The organism is Aquirufa antheringensis, assembly GCF_023921165.1.
Classification (GTDB): domain Bacteria; phylum Bacteroidota; class Bacteroidia; order Cytophagales; family Spirosomataceae; genus Aquirufa; species Aquirufa antheringensis.
Window position 1 is genome coordinate 698,672 of the sequence record NZ_CP049835.1, and the last position, 22,748, is coordinate 721,419.

General features: G+C 44.8%; 20 protein-coding genes and 1 tRNA gene. 10 read left to right on the forward strand and 11 right to left on the reverse strand.

Annotated elements, in window-relative coordinates:
- Positions 1-146: 146 nt before the first annotated feature.
- The 4 genes from G9X63_RS03230 (at position 147) to G9X63_RS03245 (ending at position 2,149) form a co-directional block, all read left to right on the forward strand.
- The gene (locus G9X63_RS03230) at positions 147-353 is read left to right on the forward strand and encodes a hypothetical protein (protein ID WP_252624286.1); all 207 of its coding nucleotides are present in this window, start codon (positions 147-149) and stop codon (positions 351-353) included.
- Positions 354-593: 240 nt separating this feature from the next.
- Positions 594-1,319, forward strand: a complete 726-nt coding sequence (locus G9X63_RS03235; protein ID WP_252624290.1) for a DUF6088 family protein — start codon at positions 594-596, stop codon at positions 1,317-1,319.
- On the forward strand, positions 1,316-1,645 hold the full coding sequence (locus G9X63_RS03240) for a nucleotidyl transferase AbiEii/AbiGii toxin family protein (RefSeq protein WP_252624292.1): 330 nt from the start codon (positions 1,316-1,318) through the stop codon (positions 1,643-1,645). Before G9X63_RS03235 ends, G9X63_RS03240 begins: the two co-directional genes overlap by 4 nt.
- Before the next feature lie 300 nt (positions 1,646-1,945).
- Entirely contained in the window at positions 1,946-2,149 is a 204-nt protein-coding gene (locus tag G9X63_RS03245; protein ID WP_252624295.1) for a hypothetical protein, read from the forward strand.
- A 70-nt stretch (positions 2,150-2,219) separates the two neighbouring features.
- On the opposite strand, the gene G9X63_RS03250 is transcribed toward G9X63_RS03245, so the two are convergent.
- Together G9X63_RS03250 and G9X63_RS03255 are read right to left on the reverse strand one after the other, a co-directional pair.
- Positions 2,220-2,609, reverse strand: a complete 390-nt coding sequence (locus tag G9X63_RS03250) for a DUF2237 family protein (RefSeq protein WP_252624298.1) — start codon at positions 2,607-2,609, stop codon at positions 2,220-2,222.
- Between the two features lie 107 nt (positions 2,610-2,716).
- A tRNA-Val gene (locus tag G9X63_RS03255) sits at positions 2,717-2,791 on the reverse strand.
- A gap of 148 nt (positions 2,792-2,939) precedes the next feature.
- On the opposite strand from G9X63_RS03255, the gene G9X63_RS03260 reads away from it, so the two are divergent.
- Positions 2,940-3,752, forward strand: coding sequence for a TerC family protein (locus G9X63_RS03260; RefSeq protein ID WP_130922995.1), 813 nt, complete (start codon positions 2,940-2,942; stop codon positions 3,750-3,752).
- A 56-nt stretch (positions 3,753-3,808) separates the two neighbouring features.
- On the opposite strand, the gene G9X63_RS03265 is transcribed toward G9X63_RS03260, so the two are convergent.
- From G9X63_RS03265 to G9X63_RS03300, 8 genes are all read right to left on the reverse strand, one after another.
- Positions 3,809-4,222, reverse strand: coding sequence for a thioredoxin family protein (locus tag G9X63_RS03265; RefSeq protein ID WP_252624301.1), 414 nt, complete (start codon positions 4,220-4,222; stop codon positions 3,809-3,811).
- A 60-nt stretch (positions 4,223-4,282) separates the two neighbouring features.
- Positions 4,283-5,407, reverse strand: coding sequence for a DNA polymerase III subunit beta (dnaN, locus tag G9X63_RS03270; RefSeq protein ID WP_130895190.1), 1,125 nt, complete (start codon positions 5,405-5,407; stop codon positions 4,283-4,285).
- Positions 5,408-5,514: 107 nt separating this feature from the next.
- Positions 5,515-7,173 carry a gliding motility-associated ABC transporter substrate-binding protein GldG gene (gene gldG / locus G9X63_RS03275; protein WP_252624303.1) on the reverse strand — a complete coding sequence of 553 codons (1,659 nt, stop codon included), beginning with the start codon at positions 7,171-7,173 and terminating at the stop codon, positions 5,515-5,517.
- Between the two features lie 62 nt (positions 7,174-7,235).
- Positions 7,236-9,353 carry a peptidylprolyl isomerase gene (locus tag G9X63_RS03280; RefSeq protein ID WP_252624305.1) on the reverse strand — a complete coding sequence of 706 codons (2,118 nt, stop codon included), beginning with the start codon at positions 9,351-9,353 and terminating at the stop codon, positions 7,236-7,238.
- A 95-nt stretch (positions 9,354-9,448) separates the two neighbouring features.
- Positions 9,449-10,573, reverse strand: coding sequence for an aspartate aminotransferase family protein (locus G9X63_RS03285; protein WP_252624307.1), 1,125 nt, complete (start codon positions 10,571-10,573; stop codon positions 9,449-9,451).
- 122 nt (positions 10,574-10,695) lie between these two features.
- Positions 10,696-11,637, reverse strand: a complete 942-nt coding sequence (gene argC, locus G9X63_RS03290; RefSeq protein ID WP_252624309.1) for an N-acetyl-gamma-glutamyl-phosphate reductase — start codon at positions 11,635-11,637, stop codon at positions 10,696-10,698.
- Position 11,638: 1 nt separating this feature from the next.
- Positions 11,639-12,832, reverse strand: a complete 1,194-nt coding sequence (argG, locus tag G9X63_RS03295) for an argininosuccinate synthase (protein ID WP_252624311.1) — start codon at positions 12,830-12,832, stop codon at positions 11,639-11,641.
- A 7-nt stretch (positions 12,833-12,839) separates the two neighbouring features.
- The gene (locus G9X63_RS03300) at positions 12,840-13,502 is read right to left on the reverse strand and encodes a GNAT family N-acetyltransferase (protein WP_130895196.1); all 663 of its coding nucleotides are present in this window, start codon (positions 13,500-13,502) and stop codon (positions 12,840-12,842) included.
- Positions 13,503-13,727: 225 nt separating this feature from the next.
- Between G9X63_RS03300 and aat the strand changes: the two genes are divergently transcribed.
- Together aat and proB are read left to right on the forward strand one after the other, a co-directional pair.
- Complete coding sequence (aat, locus tag G9X63_RS03305; protein WP_130895197.1) at positions 13,728-14,336, forward strand: leucyl/phenylalanyl-tRNA--protein transferase; 609 nt, start codon at positions 13,728-13,730, stop codon at positions 14,334-14,336.
- Positions 14,337-14,349: 13 nt separating this feature from the next.
- On the forward strand, positions 14,350-15,378 hold the full coding sequence (gene proB / locus G9X63_RS03310; protein ID WP_252624314.1) for a glutamate 5-kinase: 1,029 nt from the start codon (positions 14,350-14,352) through the stop codon (positions 15,376-15,378).
- A gap of 468 nt (positions 15,379-15,846) precedes the next feature.
- Here the strand turns inward: proB and secA are convergent, their stop codons facing one another.
- The gene (gene secA / locus G9X63_RS03315) at positions 15,847-19,200 is read right to left on the reverse strand and encodes a preprotein translocase subunit SecA (protein ID WP_252624317.1); all 3,354 of its coding nucleotides are present in this window, start codon (positions 19,198-19,200) and stop codon (positions 15,847-15,849) included.
- A gap of 152 nt (positions 19,201-19,352) precedes the next feature.
- Between secA and G9X63_RS03320 the strand changes: the two genes are divergently transcribed.
- Genes G9X63_RS03320 through G9X63_RS03330 form a run of 3 tightly spaced genes read left to right on the forward strand, consistent with a single transcriptional unit; the run spans position 19,353 to position 22,739 of the window.
- Positions 19,353-19,826, forward strand: a complete 474-nt coding sequence (locus tag G9X63_RS03320; RefSeq protein WP_130895200.1) for a hypothetical protein — start codon at positions 19,353-19,355, stop codon at positions 19,824-19,826.
- Position 19,827: 1 nt separating this feature from the next.
- Positions 19,828-21,198: a DUF1800 domain-containing protein gene (locus G9X63_RS03325; protein ID WP_252624319.1), complete on the forward strand. Its 1,371-nt coding sequence runs from the start codon at positions 19,828-19,830 to the stop codon at positions 21,196-21,198.
- A gap of 2 nt (positions 21,199-21,200) precedes the next feature.
- On the forward strand, positions 21,201-22,739 hold the full coding sequence (locus G9X63_RS03330; RefSeq protein WP_252624321.1) for a DUF1501 domain-containing protein: 1,539 nt from the start codon (positions 21,201-21,203) through the stop codon (positions 22,737-22,739).
- Positions 22,740-22,748 lie beyond the last annotated feature (9 nt).

Below are 22,748 nucleotides of genomic sequence, written 5' to 3' on the forward strand. Positions count from 1 at the left end.
AGGATATCCATTCAGGCGGTAAAAATGAAAGCGGGAGTCAAGCATTCGTGGTATTTGCTGGATTATGACGTGTTATAAAAATGTCAGATGAAGTCAATTCGTTGTGTAAATCTATCATTCAAAGTAATTTGAGAAAAACAGATGGTATGAAATTTGGCATTAGAAAAGTATCGATCTCTAAAAGTATTGCGGCTAGGACCTCTTTGACCCGTATAGCTAAAAATAGTCTAGGCCTGAAAGCCCCAAGAGGTTATGGCTGGTTAACTAACCCGAAGAAGGCCCTGTATAACAAAGTGTACAATAAGACCTCTGTGAGTATATTTAGTTCGAAATTTTGGAACTGGTTTAAATAGGAATGCTTTTAGTCCTAAAAACACCTTGCGTCGATTAATTTCCTTAATCGACGCATTTTTGCGTAGAATAATCGATATATGCTCCATATACGATTTTTAAAAAATGGCGAAATACATATATCACCCATCTACGAGGTCTACCTGCTACGGAATATTTGACCATTCATTCAAATCTAAAAATGTCCAGTTTTTTTGCTAATAAACTGGACAAATTAGGTATATTTGTGCAATAGAAATAGAATGAAAATAACTGAATATATAGCATTTAACATCGATAGGCTTCCTAAGGGCTATGTATTCACCTATGCTAATTTTATTACAGAGGTGAATCGAAAAGAAGCGGTGATAAAAGCACTGAATCGGATGGTGGCTTCGGGTAAAATTGCGAAACTAGCTAAAGGAAAATACTATAAACCTGAAACCACCCCATTTGGCAATCTTCAACCTAGTCAGGTTCAAGTAGTAAAAGACCTATTGGAAGAAAACGGAAAAATAACTGGTTATCTCACGGGTTACGGCATCTACAACCAACTGGGCTTAACGACACAGGTGAGCAATACGATACAAATCGGTAAAAATCAGATTCGGCCTAACTTTATAAGAGAGCGCTATAAAATCGCTTTTTTAAAACAGAAAAACACGATTACTAAAGAGAATATTCCTTTGTTACAATTGTTGGACGCTATTAGGTATATCAAGAAAATACCCGATGCAACCGTAGAGGCATCTTGTGCAAGGTTTTTGGCAATCATTAAAAACTTAACGGACAAAGAAATCAATATGCTCGTTCGATTAGCGTTAAACTATCCACCCGCCACAAGGGCTTTAGTAGGCTCATTGTTAGATCAATTACAACAAGGCAATGCAACAGAACTGCTTTTTAAGTCCTTGAACCCCATTACAACGTATAGATTAACAGGAGCATCCAAAGTGTTATCCACCACTGATAAATGGAATATGGTATGAAGTTGCACGAAAACAAAACCCTATTTAGGCAAGCGGTTCAGTTTACTGCGGACAAAATGGAAATCCCTGCCAATTATGTAGAAAAAGACTATTGGGTTACTTATGCTTTGTTTACCATTTTTAACGATTCTATTGGTAAAGAAACCGTTTTTAAAGGCGGGACGGCACTATCCAAATGCTACCATATGATCGAACGATTTTCGGAAGATATTGATTTGGTCGTATTGAGACGTGAAGGAGAAACAGATAATAAGTTAAAATCAAAACTAAAAGAAGTAAGCTCTGTTTTAGAAGCCGTATTACCGGAAGTAACAATCGAGGGTTAGTCCATCATCCGAGTGAAGCACTACTATTTAAAGACTTGGAGAAGGTTTGGGATGAGTTGAAATCAACCTACAGCGGAGACTTTAAAAATCTGGTATTTGGAGAACTACCTAAAGAAGAAGCTATTTTGGAAACATTAAAAATGATTCAAGAAAGATTGAAAATAATTTCTTGGACGATAAAAATTATGTAACAATACCATTGTCTTAAGTTTTGGCTGTCAATAAACTGGATAGTTACAGAAACAAGCAAAATTATTAAGAATCAAATACTCTGATTAATCTTTTAAAGAAATATAAGGTATGAAATCTGCTAAAAATAAATTCACCTTAGCCGAGTTAGCTGACTCTGTTGTATCTGAAAATCGTCTAACTCCAGAGGAAAGAAAATTAGCTGATATAGAACTGGCAGAAGCTCGTAGAAAAAATAAAGAGAGAACTACAGAGGATCAACAAATGCATGCTAAGGTGTTACAATTGCGCTTTTTAAAAGAAGATTCTGTGTAGGAAGTCCACTTTTTGACTCTATTAAATCTAAACCTTGTGCCTTGTATCAACAATCGGCACTAGCCATTTGTCACTCACTTATCAATGGCTTATACTCAAACTTCATCAGCTCCTCGAGTGAGATATACTCTAGAGTCTTACGATGTGTCGCCATTAATAGGATGGGAGGTGCCACATTAGCTTGATAGGCCTCTATCCATCTCGATACACAAAGGCACCATTTATCTCCCTCCACTAGACCTTTAAAACCAGATGCGGGGTAATCCACGGTTAAGTCGTTACCTCTACTTTTGGAAAACTGTAAAAATTCATTGGTCACAACAGCGCAAACCGTATGTGTCCCTATATCGTTCACACCCGTGTTACAGCAACCATCTCGATAAGCCCCGGTCATCGGACTAGTTCCACAAATCAGCAAAGGCTCGTTGAAAACATTGAGAGAATTATTCAGTAGGGTCATGGGGGCTGGTTTTTACGTATAAAGCTATGTTTTTTAACCAAAATAAGCTAGGGGCAGCTCTAAATGTAGGGCAATAAAAAAAACCACCTCGTTTGAGGTGGTTTTTGTGGTCCCACTAGGATTCGAACCTAGGACCCCCTGCTTGTAAGGCAGGTGCTCTGAACCAGCTGAGCTATAGGACCATTTCGTTGAATGGGTTTGCAAATATCTTATTTTATTTTAAAATATGCAAGTCTGGGTTTGAAAAAAGTTGATAAATTTTGTCTCAGAGGCCCTTTTCTTTGATTATCTGCCTGAAACACACCATCTTTGCGGCAGAAAAATATTTTTATGGAATCATTGCTTTCGGTAGATAGTATTGTCAGTTTATTGACATTGACGTTTTTGGAGATCGTATTAGGGATCGATAATATCATCTTTATTTCGATTACGGCCTCCCGCTTACCTAAAGAGGAGCAGGGCAAGGCGCGCAATATCGGTCTTATGCTGGCAATGGTTTTCCGCATTATCCTGTTGTTCGGGATCTCGGTCTTGATTTCGCTGCAGCAACCCTTCACGCACATCGACTATCCGTGGCTGAAGGCCGCACCGTCTGGTCAGGCGATTATCCTCTTTGTGGGTGGCTTGTTCCTACTTTATAAAGCGACGAATGAAATCTTCCAAAAGCTAGAAGGCGAGGAGCACGAAATCTCCACCACAAAGAAAGCCGTTAATTCAGTGGCCAAAGTCGTAACCCAAATCGCCCTCATCAACCTCGTCTTCTCCATAGACTCCATCTTAACGGCCATAGGCCTAACCAATAACATGCCGGTGATGATAATCGCCGTAGTCGTATCTGCCTTAATTATGATGGGATTCTCGGGCCCTGTAGGCCGCTTTGTGAACAATCACCCGTCCTTGCAGGTTTTGGGACTATCCTTCTTAATCATGATCGGCTTCATGCTCATTGCAGAAGCGAGCCACGACTCTGAACTAACCATCCTAGGCAACTCCATAGGCCAAATCCCTAAGGGCTACCTCTACTTCTCCATCGCATTCTCCCTATTCGTAGAATTCATCAACATCCAGATGCGCAAGCGCAGCACGAAGAAGGTGGAAATAAACGATATGAAGAACCAGGCGGAGAGAGAAGGAATTATTTAATTCCGGATTTAATCACAATAAAAAAAGCCCCTGATCGGGGCTTTTTCTATTCATATTTATTTGACACTTTTCGCAATCGCTAGCAGCTCTTTCGCGCCACCCTGCGGCAGGCCTAAGACCTTCTTCTTCACCTTGCCTGAGGCATCTAAAAAGAACACGGTAGGATAACCTTCTAATGGATACATATTCGCTAAGGCTGGGCCTTCTCCCGCTTCCATGTCCACACCGATAGATACGAAGTGTTCGTTGATGTAAGCGCCTAATTCTGGGTTAGGGAATACCTTTGACTTTAATACCTTACAAGGACCACACCAAGTCGTATACGCATCGAACATGATGCCTTTGTTCTCTTTCTTGGCTTTGGCCATCGCTTGCCTGAAAGTTCCTTCGAAGAAACGTACACCTGCTGGCTCGTCTTGCGCGATGCTAGCAAAAGAAACAAACAATAGGGCAAAAAATAAGTTTTTCATATTTCAAATTTTAGTCCGAAGGATTTTATCTCTACTCTCTACTCTATAATCTCTACTCTATTAATTATAAGAGTTTAACATCACCGGCATAACAAGTAACAAGATATCCTCATTCTCATCTTGATCCGATGGAATAATCAATCCAGCTTTGTTAGGCTCGCTTAATTTGATGTCTACGAATTTCGCTGAAAGGTTTGATAACAATTCAGAAACTAATTTCGCGTTGAAACCGATCTCCATGTCTTTTCCTGCGTAGTCGCAAGCAAGCACTTCGTTCGCTTCGTTTGAGTAATCCAAGTCTTCTGCTGAAAGCGTTAGCTTGTTAGCGGATAGCTTTAAGCGGATTTGGTGGGTTGTTTTGTTGGAGTAGATCGAGATACGTTTTACCGAGCTCAAGAACTCTAAACGGTTGATTGTTAAGATCTCGTTGTTTTCTTTCGGGATAGCGTTCTCATATTCTGGGAAGCGCTCGTCGATGATGCGGCAGATTAAGGAGAAGCTTTGGAAGCTGAAGAAAGCGTTTGAAGCGCTGAATTCAACCGTTACGTTCGTGTCATCTGCAGGTAGCGTGGATTTTAATAGGGCCAAAGCCTTCTTTGGCAAAATCAAACTACTCTGTGCATCCGGACGAATGTCATTACGACGGTAACGCACTAGACGGTGACCGTCAGTGGCTACGAAGTTCGTGTGATCGCCCATCATTTGGATTAAAACACCGGTCATCGCTGGACGCATATCGTCGTTTGAAACCGCTAATAAAGTATTGGCGATCGCTTCTCCTAAAACCATAGAGGTCAAAGAAATCGTTTGATTCTTCGCTACTTCTGGGATACGTGGGAAGTCGATTGGGTTTTCACCTGATAATTTGAAACGACCGTTTTGAGTCGAGATCTCTGCGCCAAAAGTCGCTTGATCCGCCGAAATCGTCACCGGTTGCTCTGGTAAGCTACGTAAAGTCTCTAACAATAAACGCGCTGGTAAAGCGATCGATCCGTTTTCGAATCCTTCCACTTCTAAACGCGTCGTCATCACCGTTTGTAAGTCTGATGCCGTTAAGATCAAGGTATTACCCTCTAATTCCACTAAGATGTTCTCTAAAATAGGAATAATCGGGTTAGAAGCAACGACGCCATTGATGGCTGATAATTGCTTTAAAAGGACATTAGAGGCGACTAGAAACTTCATTATATATTAGCTTTATGATACGTGTAAAAGGGTTTTCGACAGGCTGTCGTTCAAACCTTGAAGTTAAAATAATTTAAGCTTTCTACCAAAGGTTTTGGCATATGTATTTAGCGATTGTATTTCCTCTTTCTGTAAAAGACTACGGCTAAACTTAACAGCGTAGCAAAAAGAAGCGGCACCGCAATATTAATCACTTGGTAGAAGGTGCCGTCTGCTTGGATTTTGGCCTTATCCAAAGGTCGCAGCTGTATCGATTTAGACCGCGCTAACAGCGGCGAATTCTCCTCGATTAAAAACGTGAACGCGTTCAACAGAAAGTCCTTGTTCGCGAAGGTATTCTTCATAAACGGGTCAAAACCCAGCGGCAGCGCCTGCTGCGATTGATAATCCACGCCATTCAAGGCCACATCGCCATCGCCCACGACCAAAATCGCTGATTCTTTATCGCTGGAAGCCACGAAGTTCGTGTCCTGCGTCATATTGGTATAAGCGGATTCGAATTTGCCCTCCACTAGATACGCCGCCGTCTGAACTCCGGCATTATAAGCCGCTGGGTCAAAATCCTTGCCCGCAGAACTAAACGACAGCAGGGAAGGGGCTTTCGCCACCTGCGTATATTGACTGGTGCGCAATAAAGGCGTTTTGCGCAAAGCGACTCCAGAAATCGTATCGATCGTGGAAACGAAACGGCCATAGACCGCATCAAGGTTCTTCGTGATCAAGTTCTTGGGATTGCCATTCAATAAGGGGAAAGACGGCCAAGGCATCAGCTGGATGTTAGGCTTATTGCCCATATTGCCCACCTTCAGAGGAATCATCCCAGAAAGCTGCGCGTCCTTCACCAGGTTCGCGTTGATGCGTAGACCATAATGGAACAGGATATTTTCTAAACCGGTTTTGCGCGGACTGATGGCTAAACCTTGATTCTCCAACGTATCGATTTTCACGCCATCCACCAGGAACAAGGCCTTACCGCCTTTGACGATAAACTGATCAATTTTATAGGCATCTGATTCGCTGAATTCACGTGTCGGATTCAAGACGCAGATCGCATCCAAGCCGTCCAAGGTAGGAGAGGCCGCTAAGTCCACTGGAAATAGGTCATATTTGCGTTTTAAGCTATTCACCAGATCAATCTGGGCAATCGCCGGGGTAGACGAATATTCGACAAAGAAACCGATCTTCTTGCGCTCTTGTGGCAACAAGGTTTGGATCCCTTGCACGATCTCGTATTCTAATCCTTCGACAGACTGATTAATAATCTCTTCTGGACTCGCTAACTTGTTTCCTTTGAGCAAAAGCACGCCGGTTTTTAAGGCGCCTTTGGAAATAACCAAACCCGGAAAAACTAATTGCTGTACCTGTTTGCCATTCTCCTGGTGAACTAAATTAGTGGGCGGAATGCCTAAAGAATCTAATTGCTGTGTCAAAGAAGCGCGCGCCTCTTCCGTAGGATATTCATCGTAAACGTCGATGACTTGCACTTCCATCTTCGCGCTTGCGCTAGACTGCATATCGGCGAGCAGGTCCAACGTTTCTTTTTGGAGACGTTTAAAACCTCCCGGCAAATCATCCCCACCTAAATAAACTTGCACTAAAAGGGGCGCATCGATGCTATTCAAGATGATCTCACTCGACTCACTCAGCGTATACTTGCCGTCCTCGCTCAGGTCAAAACGTCCGCGCACATAAGGGCTCAACGCCATCAGAAGGACTCCGATACCGATGAGGTAATAAGCGCTAAAACGTTTTAAGTGCGTCTTCATATAGGTGGTAAACAAGAAAAGCATCCCTTGCAGAATGCTTTTCTAATCGAAATTTCTAAATCCTAGTAGAACTTGTAGCGCTTGTCTACAATGTTCGCATTTTCTTTAATCGCTTCGTTAATGTAGAATGAAGAACGTTGTGTGTTCATCATTTGGATTTGGTTCTTGAAATTAGAGTAATCCGCTAAAGCTGGAGCAGGAGCACCGCCTAATTTCTCAGCGATAAACACACCGTTATCTCCTACGAATACTTTCGAACGCTTACCGTTTTTCAAACCTGCGATGCGACCTAAAGCGACTGCATCAGGACCCGCTGTATTTAACATACCACTAGCTAAGGTAATATCTTGAACCGATTCTACTAAAGCACCCGCGCCATAAGCTTGTGCGATTTGCTCTAATGAACCTTTCTTGTTCTCTAATTTCTTAGCGATCATTTCGCCTTTCAATTGATTGCGAACTAAAGCCGTTAATTCTAAACGGAAGTCTTCTACTTTCACATTGTCTTTCTCAGACTTGCCTGTTACGTAAGCCACGATGTATTGAGAATCTTGCTCGAATACCTTCTTAGAACCATCGCCTACCGCTGTGTTGTCATCAAATGCCCAACGTACGATTTCTCGTGCGTTCGATAAGTTATTTACCGCAGAAGCATTTTCAGTCAAACGCTCAGCACGCATCATGATCAAGTTACGATCTTTTTTCAACGCCACTTCGAACGAAGCTAAGTTGCCATTTGCATTCGCAAACGCATCAGCCGTCGTGAACACTTTGTCCATCGTCGCTTGAGAAGGAGCAATCGTTTTGTTGATCGCTGCTAACTTGTAGCTTGTGTTTGTTTTCGCGTCCGTTACTTTCACTACGTGGAAACCGAATTCCGTCTCTACGATACCTGGCATTAAACCAGCACCATTGAAACCGAATAACGCTTTCTCGAATGACTTCGCCATTCCACCGTTGTTTTTGAAATATCCTAAGTCACCACCTTGTTGTGCGGTGCCGTCCATGCCGTTCATTTGGGCCAAAGTCTCGAAGCTCGCGCCTCCCTTAATTTGTGCCAAAATTCCTTCTGCACGTGTTCTCGCTTGCGCCTTCGCTGAATCCGACTTGTTCGCTGGTGCGATCAAGATGTGGCTAGCACGCATCGTGAACAAGGTATCTTTCTTCACGCCACCGTATTTGTAGATTGAATACGTTAAACCTTCCTTGAACGGTCCGTAGATACCACCCACTTGGAACGTAGGTAATTGCTCTTTCACCGCTTGTGGAATTTCTGAGTAAGAAACTAAATATGGGGTACGAACATCTGAATTCAATACCGCGAACGCTGAATCGTTTTGGGCTACCGCTAAATCCTTCGCTAACTTCTTGATCGAGTTATAGAACTCTACCGTATCTTGTTTCGTAGGAATTACTGGGAACGTGGCGTATTGGATAGAACGCGTGTTTGTTCCTTTGAACTCGTCTTTGTGCTTCGCTAAATACTCCTCTAATTGAGAATCTTGCACCTTAATGCTCGAATCTGGGATAGAGAAGAAAGGAACAAATAAGAATTTCGAATTGAACTTCGCCGTTTGCGCTTGGTATTCCTTCGCTGCATCAGCTTGAGTCACGTAGTTAGACATACGTAGTAAGTTCTCGTATTTCGCACGGATACGATCTTGAGAGATAGACTTCTCAAAACGATCCCACGCTTGTTGTTGCTCTACTGGCAATGTTTTCAAGTTCTTTAAGAACTGAACGACGAAAGTCTTGTCGAATTGACCCGTTTGTGGGTTTGTGAATTGCTGACGAACAGAAGGGTGGATGTTATTTCCCTGAACCATGTCGATTAATTCTTCGTCAGAAACCTTGATTCCTAAGGCATCGAATTCTTTCTTGTAAGCGATGTCTAAGATTAATTGGTTCCAAACTTGGTCACGAATCATGCTCGCCTCTTGTTCAGAGGGTCCTTTACCCGTTTGGGCTGTGTAATTCTGCGTAGCTTCTTCTACTTTCTTTTGGAAATCTTGAATCAGGATGCTCTCTCCAGCGATTTCACCTACTTCTTGCGAGTTAGACCCGAACAAAGAGGATTTACCTTGGAAAATATCACTTCCTACTAGGAACAATACTAAACTGATAGCAATCGCCGCCGCCGCTACTCCTGACTTCTCTCTAATTTTTGTAATTAATGCCATTATAAGGATAAATAATTGTTTTTACGCTTTATTTTGCTCTTGTGTTTTGAACAAAGAAACGCAAAATAATCACATTTCTAGTTCAAAAGCAAGGGTTAATTTGCTAAAACCGTTTTTAAACTCTGTAAAAATTGGTCCGCAATTTTTTGATCGATAGCTAAGCTCGGCAAAAGACGCAAGGTGTGCTTCCCAGAATAACCGCAGAAGATGTGTTCTTTAAATAATAAAGCATCTCTCACGGTCCCCACAGGCTGTTCTACCTCAATCCCGATCATCAAACCGCGACCTCTCACTTCCGTAATTCCATTAATGCCTTTCAGCTCTTTCTGAATATAGTCACCTACTTTCGATGCATTCTCGATCAACTTTTCTTCTTGAATCACATCCAGCACCACATTCGCCGCCGTACAAGCCAGGTGATTCCCCCCAAAAGTCGTCCCCAGCAAACCATAACTCGCCTGAATATGAGGCGCGATTAACACCCCACCAATAGGGAAGCCGTTGCCCATACCTTTGGCAGTCGTCATCATATCCGGATGAATCCCCGCAAACTGGTGCGAGAAAAACTGCCCAGAACGGCCATAGCCACACTGCACTGAATCCAAAATCAATTGCGCCCCCGTCTCATCACAACGCTTTCTCAACGCCTGCAAGAACGCATCACTCGCCACCTGAATACCACCCACACCCTGAATTCCTTCCACAATCACCGCCGCCGTTTCTTCCGTAATCCCCGCTTCCAATCCCTCCAAACCATTAAATGGCAAGAAACTCACGTGCGACGTGTCATTAATAGGCGCCACAATGCTTGGATTATCCGTCACCGCCACAGCCCCCGCCGTTCTCCCGTGGAAAGCCTTCGAAAACGCTACCACCTTCTTACGACCCGTATGAAACGACGCTAATTTCAAGGCGTTCTCATTTGATTCCGCTCCTGAATTCGTTAAAAACAAGGTATAATCTTCGTATCCAGACACGCGACCCAGCTTTTCTGCTAGCTCCTGCTGACCCGAAATGATAATCGAATTCGAGTAGAAGCCAATGTTATTCAGCTGCTCCGTCATTCGCTTCACATAGGTAGGATGCGAGTGTCCGATGGAAATCACCGCGTGACCACCATATAAATCCAGGTATTCCTGGCCGTTTTTGTCCCACACCGTACTTCCTTTGGCTTTTACAAGCTCAATGTCGTAGAGGGGGTATACGTTGAATAGTTGCATAAATAGGTAGATAATAGATAATAGAGTAGAGAGAAGAGATGTTTACGTTAGATTATAGATAGGAGAGTAGAGAGAGGAGATTTATATCTCTAATCTATAATCTATAATCTATACTCTCTACTCTAAAACCCAATGGCTTTTAATTTCAATCCAGCATCTTCCTGCCACCCCAGCATCAAATTCATATTCTGAACCGCTTGGCCGGAGGCACCTTTAATCAAGTTATCGATCACGGAGCTGATGAGGATTTGGCCCTCATGGACCTGTAAATGAAGAAAACACTTGTTCGTATTCACCACTTGCTTCACATCCACCGCGGCTGGGCTAAGGAAAACAAAGGGCGAATTCGCGTAGAAATCTTCGTATAGTTTTTCGGCCTGCTCCTGCGTCCCGCTGTAAGGCGTGTACACATTTGCCATAATCCCGCGCGAGAAATTGCCGCGGTAAGGGATAAAATGGATAGCCTTTTTTGTACCTAAAGTCTGTTTAATTTCTGCCAAATGCTGGTGCGTAAACGTCTTATACACACTCACATTGTTATTTCTCCAGGAGAAATGGCTCGTAGGCGAAAGTGATTGACCCGCGCCAGTTGAACCGGTGATGGCTGAAACGTGCACGTCTTCGGTGATTAAACCAGCTGCCGCTAGAGGCAAAAGGGCTAATTCGATGGAAGTGGCGAAACAGCCAGGGTTGGCGATTTTAGTCGCGGATTGGATCTTTTCTTTTTGGAACTCAGCTAAACCGTAGACAAAGCCTTCGGATTCATCGCGGAAGTCCGTGCTTAAATCAATGATTTTGGTGTGCCAAGGAATGTCGTTCGCGGCTAAGAATTTCTTCGATTCGCCGTGTCCAGAACATAAGAAGAGGACGTCTACGGGTGTTAGGTCTTTACTAAAACGTAAATGCGTAGAGCCCAATAAATCCGTGTGCACATCCGAGATCAATTTTCCCGCCTGTGAATTCGATAAAATGCAGGTCAAATGCACATCCGGGTGATTCACCAAAATTCTGAGTAATTCCCCTCCGGTGTAGCCTGCGGCCCCAACGATTCCGATCTTTGCCATCTTATTGTTCGTTCACTTTCCGGTGGATCATCGTTTGATTCGAGGCGATTTTCGAGAATCCTCTCACGTCGTCACCTGTCCACGCTTTGTTCATTTCTCCGTACGCCCCAAAAACAGACGACATCAAATCATATTTCGATTCCATTCCCGTCACCATAAATTGGTAAGGAGATAAGGTCACGTAAACCGTACCCGTCACATTTCCTTGCGTATCCGCTAAGAACGTTTCGAAATTACGCATCACCGGCTCTAAGAATTGGCCTTCGTGCAATAGCGTTCCGTACATATCACCAATGTTTTGTTTCCAATACAATTGGTGTTTCGTTAACACGTGTTTCTCTAATAAATGGTGTGCTTTAATGATGATCAAGGGCGCCGGAGCCTCGAAGCCCACACGTCCCTTAATCCCAATGATCGTATCACCCACGTGGATGTCACGTCCGATCGCAAAAGCACCTGCTCTTTCCGTTAACTCCCGGATCGCAGCCACGGTCGATGGGAATTTCTTGCCATCTAAACCGACTAATTGACCCGCTTCGAATTGCAAGCTAATTTTCTCAGGAGCAGTCTTGGTTAATTGCGTAGGCCAAGCCTCTTCTGGTAAATAACCATCTGAGGTTAACGTTTCTTTTCCACCTACGGATGTACCCCAAAGGCCTTTATTGATCGAATAAGTCGACTTGTGCCATTCTTGCACCACGCCTTTCGATTTTAAGAATTCGATTTCTGCTTCTCTCGATAATTGCAAGTCGCGGATAGGCGTGATCACCTCGCACTCCGGTGCTAGAATTCTGAACACCACATCGAAACGAACTTGGTCGTTGCCCGCGCCTGTACTTCCGTGCGCGATGGCTTTGGCTCCTAATTTGGCAGCATACTTAGCGACTGCCGTAGCTTGAAAAACGCGCTCTGCAGAGACTGAAAGGGGATACGTATTGTTTTTTAAGACGTTTCCGTACACTAAATACTTCAAACAATCCTGGTAGTATTCCTCCACCACATCTAAGGTCACGTGCGAAGTCACACCCAGCGAATAGGCTTTCTTCTCGATCGTTTTCAACTCCGCCGGCGAGAATCCACCCGTGTCTACTAAGGCCGAATGCACTTCCATGCCGCGCTCTTCCGTTAAATATTTCACACAAAAGGAGGTGTCTAAACCACCACTAAACGCTAGAATTACTTTAGGCTTGCTCATATTATTTCTATTTTGCTTTCTTCGTGAAAGGCAGTAGTAATTTTTCTTTAAACTTCTTTAGACGGGTAAAATCGGCGATATTCTTTAAGAATAACCACTTCTCATCTTTCTCTTCTGTTGTTTTCTTATCCGGGTTCTCTGGATCATAAATCATTCCCGTGCATAAACAGATCTTGCGTTCCGTTCTAGTTAGGATGTCAAAATTCACACAAGACTCGCAGCCTTTCCAAAAATTATCGTCTACCGGTAATTCCGCAAAAGTCGTGGGCTCATACCCTAAGTCCGAGTTGATTTTCATCACCGCTAGGGACGTGGTGATACCAATGATTTTAGCATCTGGATAGCGGCTGCGCGATAATTCGAAGGCTTTCATCTTCACGGCTTTGGCCACCCCATACTGGCGGTAGCTAGGCTTGACGATCAAACCGGAGTTCGCGACAAACTTGCCGTGTTGCCAGGTTTCAATGTAACAGAAACCCACAAAAGAGCCATCCACGTCATCTGTGGCGATGATCGCTTTCCCTTCGGACATCTTTTCTTGTAAGTATTCGGGAGTACGCTTGGCAATTCCGGTTCCGCGGGCTTTGGCTGATTCAGCCATCTCGTGGCAGATGGATTCGGCTAGGTCGAAATGTTGTTCGCTAGCCACTTGAACGGTATATTTATTCATGTAAGGACGAAAAAAAAAGAAGGAAACAAATTACACAAAAACCTGCTGGGTATCAGACCCGGAAGATAAATCGTCTCCTTCGTCGAAGAGGAGAGGTAGCGTAATAATTTGATTTAATAAAGGCCATTCTTTAGTTTTGCCAAAGCTTTGTCACGTGACAACCGCGTTTAAAGGTCGAATTTCGTGAAATCTTCGTTTAAATCCCAATAATCAATAAATTATTTCATGGCCGCTTCTACGCCACTTACTGCAGAAACACTCGTCTACGCGTATGCGTCTGGCGTGTTTCCCATGGCAGAAGAGACCGGAGAGATTTTGTGGTACAGCCCAGATCCTCGCGCGATAATCCCGATCCAAAGTTACCAGCCCGCTAAATCGCTTCGGCCTTTTATCAATCAAAAGCGCTTCGAAATTCGCATTGACACCAGTTTCGAACAAGTCATGCGTAATTGTGCCTTGCCGCGTCCCACGGAGAATGAGACCTGGATTTCGGAAGAAATGATTGCCGCTTACACGGAATTACATCGGATGGGTTTAGCTCATTCGGTCGAAGCTTGGCAAGACGGAAAATTAGTGGGAGGATTGTATGGAGTGGCTTTGGGCGCGGCCTTTTTCGGTGAATCGATGTTCTCATTTGTCTCTAATTCCTCGAAAATTGCCTTTCATTATTTGGTCCAAATCCTGCGCGAACAAAATTACCAGCTCTTAGATTCGCAGATGATGAACGATAACGTCTTGCGCTACGGAGCCGTTGACATTCCGCGTTCAGCTTACCTGAGAAGACTTGCCAAAGCCCTAAAAAGCACCTGCCATTTTCAGAAACCCACAATTTAACGTAAATTGCGGTATGTCTAAGCCCATTCTAGTCATCAAATTCGGCTCCTCTTCCATCACCCACAAGAACGGGGAGGTGAACGAGCAGACGTTGGAGAAAATCGCAGAACAAGTTTCCAGCCTCACAAAAGACTACCACATCGTCCTCGTCTCCTCTGGAGCCGTCGCCGCAGGGAAGGCCTTTTTAAACAATTACAAAGGCACGCTTTCAGAACGAAAAGCGGCCGCAGCGATCGGAAACCCCATCCTCATCGCTAAATACAACCAGTATTTCTCAAAATACGGCATCGCCATCGCCCAATCGCTTTGCGAACGCCACCACTTTTCGAACCGCGAATCTTTCCTCCAATTAAAGGAAACCTACACGGAACTTTGGAAAAGCAACGTCATTCCCATCGCAAACGAAAATGACGTCGTCTCTAACACCGAACTTAAATTCTCCGACAACGACGAACTCGCGACCTTGATCGCGACCGGCTTTGGCGCAGAAAAACTTTTAATATCTACTTCCGTAGGTGGCCTTTTAGACGCAAACGGCGAAATTATCCGCCACGTGCCTAAAATCGACGCCTCCACTTTATCCGTCGTTTCCTCTGACACCTCATCCACCGGTTTAGGCGGCATGATCTCAAAACTCACCTTCACCCGCCTGGCCATGCGCTTAGGGATTAAGGTCGTGATTTTCGGACTAGACAACGCAGGCGGAATCGTAGACGCCTTACACGAAAAAATAGGCACCGTCTTCGAAGCAGGCAAAGCCAGCTTAACCGCCCGCCAAAAATGGCTCGCCGCCGGCAGCCTCATCACCGGCAAAGTCGTCCTAGACAAAGGCGCCGTCAAAGCCATCACCTCCCGCAAAAGCCTCCTTTCCGTGGGCATCACCGAAATACTCGGCGATTTCATGAAAGGCGAGGTCATCGAATTACTAGACTCCACTAAAACACCTTTTGCCATTGCTAGGGCTAGATGCTCGAAAGCGGAGCTGGAGGGGGCGAGCAGTGGGGTGGAAGTCGCAAACGCCGACGACATCGTTCTTATTTAGTCACGACTTCGTCGTTTAGTCGTCCTGCGGACTTGGTCACGACTTCGTCGTTTAGTCGCCACTTCGTGGCTTAGTCGCCTTCGGCTTAGTCATCGCTGCGCGATTTAGTCACGACTTCGTCGTTTAGTCGCCACTTCGTGGCTTAGTCATTGCTGCGCGATTTAGTCACGACTTCGTCGTTTAGTCGCCACTTCGTGGCTTAGTCATTGCATGCTATAAAATAAAAAGTCCGAAAAGATTGATTTCTCTCCGGACCCTTTGACTGAGGCGCTTTGCGCCGACTAAATCGCTTAGCGATGACTAAGTTGCGCAGCAACGACGCTTTGACTAAGGCGCTTTGCGCCGACCCTTTGACTAAGGCGCTTTGCGCCGACCCTTTGACTGAGGCGCTTTGCGCCGACTAAATCGCTTAGCGATGACATAAGTTGCGCAGCAACGACCCTCTTTGACTGAGGCGCTTTGCGCCGACTATGCTATCACCACCGCTCTCCCGCTCTCCACATCCTGTTCCACCGTCTTGTACTTCACATCTTCTTTGATGCTTCCGTCAGCGTATTGAACAGTCACGCGTTGGTTACGGTCTGCAATTTTGATGGCTTGGCGAGGTGCCGCGCGTTCTACTGAAGGAGTAGACGGATCGTGGTATTCCTCTTGAGCACCAGCTAGGCCACCTAATAAAGAAGAAATTGCATCGTCCTTGCTCATTTGCAATTTAGGTGCTTTCTCTTTCGGTGCTTTGGCAGACGATTGATTCGTTTGTTGAACCGCTGGAATTTCAGCTTTGATCACAAAGCTGATGGTATCCATGTTCACGCGGGCTACGAAACGTTGGAACAAGTTCACGGATTCGAATTTGTAGATCAATAAAGGGTCTTTTTGTTCGAATACGGCGTTTTGAACCGATTGTTTCAAATCATCCATCTCGCGTAAATGCTCTTTCCACTCTTGGTCGATCAGCGATAAGGTGATGAATTTCTCCATCTCTTTGACCACCTCTTTACCTTGTGTTGAAATCGTTTTGTCTGCATCTACGACGATACCTGTCGTCATTTGTCCATTGCTAATCGGCACTTGAATGCCAGAATAGCCGTGTTGTTTCGCTTCTTGCGCCACCTGAATGACTTGAGAGGCGATGACCTCGTTTTTCGACTTATAATGTTGCTCTGCCGCTAGGAATAATTGTTCCGTTCTTTGGTCATTATTCAATTTATTGAACGCTGACGCATCGAATGGCGGCTCCATTCCAAGAAGTTCGATCGTTTTCAATTCGAAATCGTCGTAGCTCGTAAACTGCGTCGCGATGTCGCGGCACACGTCGAACAAGATGTTGATAATATCCAATGATAGGCGCTCGCCTAAAAGGGCGTTTTGGCGACGTTTGTAGATGGCGTTACGTTGGTAGTTCATCACGTCATCGTATTCTAATAGACGTTTACGAATGCCAAAGTTATTCTCTTCCACCTTCTTCTGTGCTCTTTCAATCGATGAGGTAATCATCGAGTGTTGGATCACTTCGCCTTCTTCCATTCCCAAACGGTCCATCACTTTCGCGATACGGTCTGATCCGAAAAGACGCATCAAGTTATCCTCTAAGGAAACAAAGAACTGTGACGAACCCACATCCCCTTGACGACCTGCACGACCACGTAACTGGCGATCGACGCGACGTGATTCGTGGCGCTCCGTACCGATGATCGCAAGACCACCAGCAGCTTTAGATTCTATACTTAATTTAATATCGGTACCACGACCCGCCATATTCGTAGCGATCGTAACCTTGCCTGACTGACCCGCTTCTGCGACGATTTCCGCCTCGCGTGCGTGCTGTTTGGCATTAAGAACATTGTGTTGAATCTTGCGAATCGTTAACAAGCGACTCAATAATTCCGAGTTCTCCACCGAAGTCGTACCTACTAAGACCGGACGTCCGCTCGCTACTAATTCTTGAATCTCATCCGCCACCGCGTTGTATTTCTCGCGCACCGTGCGGTACACTTTATCTTCGTGGTCCTTACGTTGAATGACACGATTCGTAGGAATTGAAACGACATCTAATTTATAGATCGTCCAAAACTCACCCGCTTCCGTCTCCGCCGTTCCCGTCATACCGCCTAATTTGTGGTACATACGGAAATAGTTTTGGAGGGTTACCGTGGCATAGGTTTGGGATGCATCTTCTACATTCACCCCTTCTTTCGCCTCAATCGCCTGGTGCAAGCCATCCGAATAACGACGACCTTCCATCACACGACCCGTCTGCTCATCCACGATCTTCACCTTGCCATCTACTAAGATATATTCCGTATCCTTCTCGAATAGGGTATAGGCCTTCAATAACTGGCTCACCGTGTGAATACGCGATGCTTTCTCGTTGTATTCTTGGATTAATTGCTCCTTCGCGCCTAAACGGTCCGCGTCAGATAATTCCTTATTTTGCTCAATTTTATTTAAATCGATCGACAAATCGGGTAGTACGAAGAAGTTCGGATTCTCGGTGTTGCCACTCATAAATTCCAACCCTTTTTCGGTCATCTCCACCTGGTTGTTCTTCTCCTCGATCGTGAACAATAACGGCGCTACTGCCTCTGGCATCAATTTTTGGTTGTCTGCTAGGAACGTGCTCTCCGTCTCGTTCATCAATTGCTTCATGCCGTTTTCAGACAAGAATTTGATCAATGGCTTAGACTTAGGTAAACCTTTGTAGGCGCGGTATAGGGCCAAACCGCCCTCTTTCTTATCACCAGCGGCAATCAATTTCTTCGCTTCCACTAAGAAGTTCTGAACGATCTGCTTCTGTGCTTCTACTAATTTAAAAATACGTGGTTGGAACGTTTCGAACTCTTGCTCGTCACCTCTTGGAATCGGTCCAGAGATAATCAATGGTGTTCTCGCATCATCGATTAACACGGAGTCAACCTCATCGACCATTGCGAAATGGTGGGGTCTTTGGACTTGATCCTCTAAACTACGCGCCATGTTGTCGCGCAAGTAATCAAAGCCAAACTCATTATTTGTACCATACGTAATGTCCGCCATGTAAGCGACACGACGCTCTTCTGTATTCGGTTCGTGTTTATCGATGCAATCCACTTTTAAGCCGTGGAATTCAAACAAGGGTGCATTCCACTCGGAGTCACGTTTTGCTAAGTAATCATTCACCGTTACTAAGTGAACCCCGCGACCAGCAAGTGCATTTAAATACGTAGGAAGGGTCGAAACGAGTGTTTTTCCTTCACCCGTACCCATTTCAGAAATCTTTCCTTGGTGTAATACAATACCCCCGATTAGCTGCACATCATAGTGCACCATATCCCAGGTAATCTCATTTCCAGCAGCTAACCACTGGTTTTTCCAAATGGCTTTCTCCCCCTCAATCACCACATTCTTCTTCTTAGAAGCGATGAATTTATCTTCTACGGTTGCTGTTACAACTAATTGTTTGTTCTCTGTAAAGCGACGTGCAGTTTCTTTCACCACCGCGAAGGCTTCTGGCAATATTTCCATCAATACGACCTCTAAGCGCGTATTACGCTCTAGTTGAAGGGCATCGATTTCTTGGAAAAAACGGTCTTTCGCATCTACATCTTCTGTTTCTTCTGCAGAGGTATGTAGGGAAGTAATTTGATTATCTATATCGGATAAGAAAGCGGCGATGCGCGATTTGAACTCCGTCGTTTTACCGCGTAATTCGTCATCGGACAAGCTGGCTAACTTAGCGTACTCGTTTTTTATATTCTCAACGATAGGCATCAACGCTTTAATGTCGCGCTCTGATTTCGTGCCAAAAATTTTCGTTACCGATTTACTGATGAATGAAATCATTATAATATTCTGTGCTTGTTAGGCGTTTGGAAAAATGAAAAGGCAATTTACCAATTTGAATTTTTATCCTAACTATAATCGATAAATTAATCCGAAAAAATGTTAGAATCCAATCAAAATTAGTTGATTTGTAAATTAATCTCCTCAACAAAATGTCAGACGTTCCAGTTCCACCGCGAAGAGCTCCCCGTAAAAAATTAAAAATGCCCCTTTTCGGAGGAATGGGTGGCGGCGGATCGGCGAACAAGGATGACTTTTTTGGTAAGAACTTTGGCTCTATCTTAATCGCCATGACCGGAATGGCCTTCGCGGCGCAGATTTTTCTGCCTAACATTTGGTCTCAAAAAGTATACAACGATGCGGATGAAATCACGGAGATGACCTGGAATGGAACCATCCGCAAGAAATACACCGACGCAAAATACAAGAGTGAAATCCATTATTACCTCGTGATTAAAGGCGAGAAGGGTAAAAAACAGGTTATTGACTTGGTGGATGCGGACCCCGTTTTCTTTGATCAGATCGCTGTTCCTCAGCGCGTGACGAAAGCCGCGAATTCATTGGATGTGCGCGTGCAGCGTTTTTCCAAGCCGGATACGACTTTGCGCATTAAATTCCTCGACTAAGATGGCCGCCTGGAATTCAACACATGTGAGGCACTTAGTAGCGAGGACACTCTTTGGGTATTCGAAGAACGATGTATCGGTTGCTATGAGCTACGGCTCGTTTTCAGAACTACTTGACGCAGCCCTGTTAAAAGAGATTCCGGCTCCCGCAGCTCCGAACGCCTGGGTAAATACTCCGCCTGCCGCTTCTCAAGTCACCTCGAACGAGGTAGGCACCTGGTACCGGGAATTCAATTATTGGTGGTTTAAATTAATGTACAAAGAGGGCCTGAACATGCAGGAGAAAATGGTACTCTTCCTGCATAATCATTTTGCGAATGAGCGGGATAAGGTTCAGTATCCCCAAAACATGTACGCCCAGAATGCCTTGTTCAGGAAATATGCTTTTGGCAATTTCAAACAACTGGTAAAAGAGATCTCCATTGATCCCGCCATTTTGATCTACTTGGATGGAAATAATTCCCGCGGCTCCGTACCGAATGAAAATTATGCCCGAGAGCTTTTGGAATTATTCACGATGGGGATTGGGAATTACTCAGAAGCGGATGTAAAGCAGGCTGCTAAAGTCCTATCTGGCTGGCAAGTAAGCGGCTTAAAAGCGAATTTTGTGGCTGGTCGCTGGTATACCGAATCCTCGGTAACGGTATTGGGTAAAACGGCAAAATTCGATATTAACTCCTTAGTGGATCATATTTTTGAACAAAAAGCCACGGCGGAATTCCTCTGTCGAAAACTCTACAAGGAATTCGTCTACTACAAACCGAACGAGGCTTTTGTCCTACAAATGGCCGCTGTCTTGCGTGCAAACAACTACGAAATAAAACCGCTACTTAAGTTCCTGTTTAGTTCGGAAGAATTTTTTACGCCCGCTTACCTGGGAAGTAAAATCAAAAACCCGACGGAATTAATGGTGGGTGCTTGTAAGCTATTAGAATTGCCTACTCCGGATTACATCAATATGTATGAGCTTTCCAAAGTCCTTCAAATGCAACTCTTCCAACCACCCGATGTGGCGGGCTGGCCGGGTCAGCGCGAATGGATTTCGTCCACTACCTATTCCTACCGAGGTGGATTTAGTGATTCCTTAATCACAGGTAAGCGCTACAATGGGGTGGCAGTGTCAGGTAAATTAGTTCCGGTGCCGTATGCGCAAACTTTCCTGAATTCAGAGAATGCGGTGGAATTCGTCGACGACGTGTTAGCCTTATTTTTGCAATTTCCGGTCACCGCAAAGAAAAAAGCCTTTTTGCTTGAGACGCTATTAGGTGGAACCATCGTTAAAAACTGGTCTACCTACACTCCAGGAGCTAATGTGAATTTGCAGCAATTTTTCAAAGCGGTCATGCGCCTACCTGAATTTCAACTCTGCTAAAAATGAAGAAGGAACTAACTAGGTCTGAGTTTTTACGGCGGATGGCGCTTCTTTCTGGAGGGGTCGGATTAGGCATTTCGGGTATTCCCGGGCAGGCCTACGCCGCATTGCCTGCTGGTTTAGCGGCCTCTGTGCCTGCAGGAAATGCGTTAGTGATCATTCAATTGTCTGGGGGGAATGACGGATTAAATACGGTGATTCCAGCGGAAAACGATACGTACTTTGCGAAAAGACCAGACATCGCGATCAAAAAAGTTGACGCGCTCGCCCTAAAAAATGGGATGTATTTGCATCCTTCGATGACGGGAATTAAATCTTTGTATGATCAAGGAAATGTGGCAATAGTCCAAAGCGTAGGCTACGCAAACCCGAACCGTTCCCACTTCCGCGCCACCGACATCTGGAATACCGGATCGGATGCGAATGTAGTCTGGGAGGAAGGCTGGGCGGCACGTTATTTGGCTGAAAAATACCCTGCATACCCCATTTCGATGCCCGCTCACCCCATGGCGATCCAATTAGGTTCCGTGGAATCTCTTTTATTTCAATCGGACATGGGTCGTTTCGGCACCGTTTTTGAAGACCCTAACCTCTTCTATCAACTCGTCTCTGGCACTTTATCAGATGACGAAATTCCTCCGGCAACCTTAGCGGGGGATGAATTAGCGTTTTTAAAACAGGTCTCCAGCACCTCGATTCAGTATTCTACTGTCATTCGAGATGGGGCTTTGAAAGGAGCCAATTCCGTTACCTATCCGGCCACTAATCTGGCTAAGCAGCTAGGTATCGTCGCAAAACTGATCTCAGGAGGACTCGAGACCCCTGTTTATTTGTGCACGATCGGTGGTTTTGATACCCATGCGAATCAATTGAATCAGCACGCGAATCTGTGGAAACAGATTTCGGATGCGGTAACCGCCTTTCAGAAAGATTTAAAAACCCAAAACAAAGCAGACAAAGTCACCCTGATGACCTTCTCGGAATTTGGGCGACGGGTGAACCAAAACGGCACCACCGGAACCGACCACGGAACGGCAGCTCCTATGTTCGTCATCGGAAATACCGTACGCGGAGGCTTAATAGGGGAGAATCCGAATCTAGTAAATCTAGATTCCAACGGCGATTTAAAACCTAATTTTGACTACCGTCAAGTGTATTCCACCGTTTTATCGGATCATTTAGGCTTGTCCACCACGAGCACTGCCGGTATTTTCAAAAAGTCGTTTGATCGATTACCCATCTTCTTGAATTCGCCGCTCATCGCTGAGGCGGGTGTCAAAGTGACCTTGCTTGATCCAGCGCCTAATCCAGCCTCCGGTCAAGTTCGAATCCAATTCGCAGCCTTTGAGGCGATGCGCATTGAGCTTGCTTTTTTCGACATGCAAGGTCAAAAACTGGGATCGATTTTCGCCGGCGAAGTGCCGAGCGGAACCTATACCTATCCAGTAGATATAACGCAATTCCCGGCGGGCACGTATTTAGTTAGTTTAGCCGCTTCCACCGGAGCAAGAATTACCAAACGATTAATCATAGTAAATTAGAATCAGATG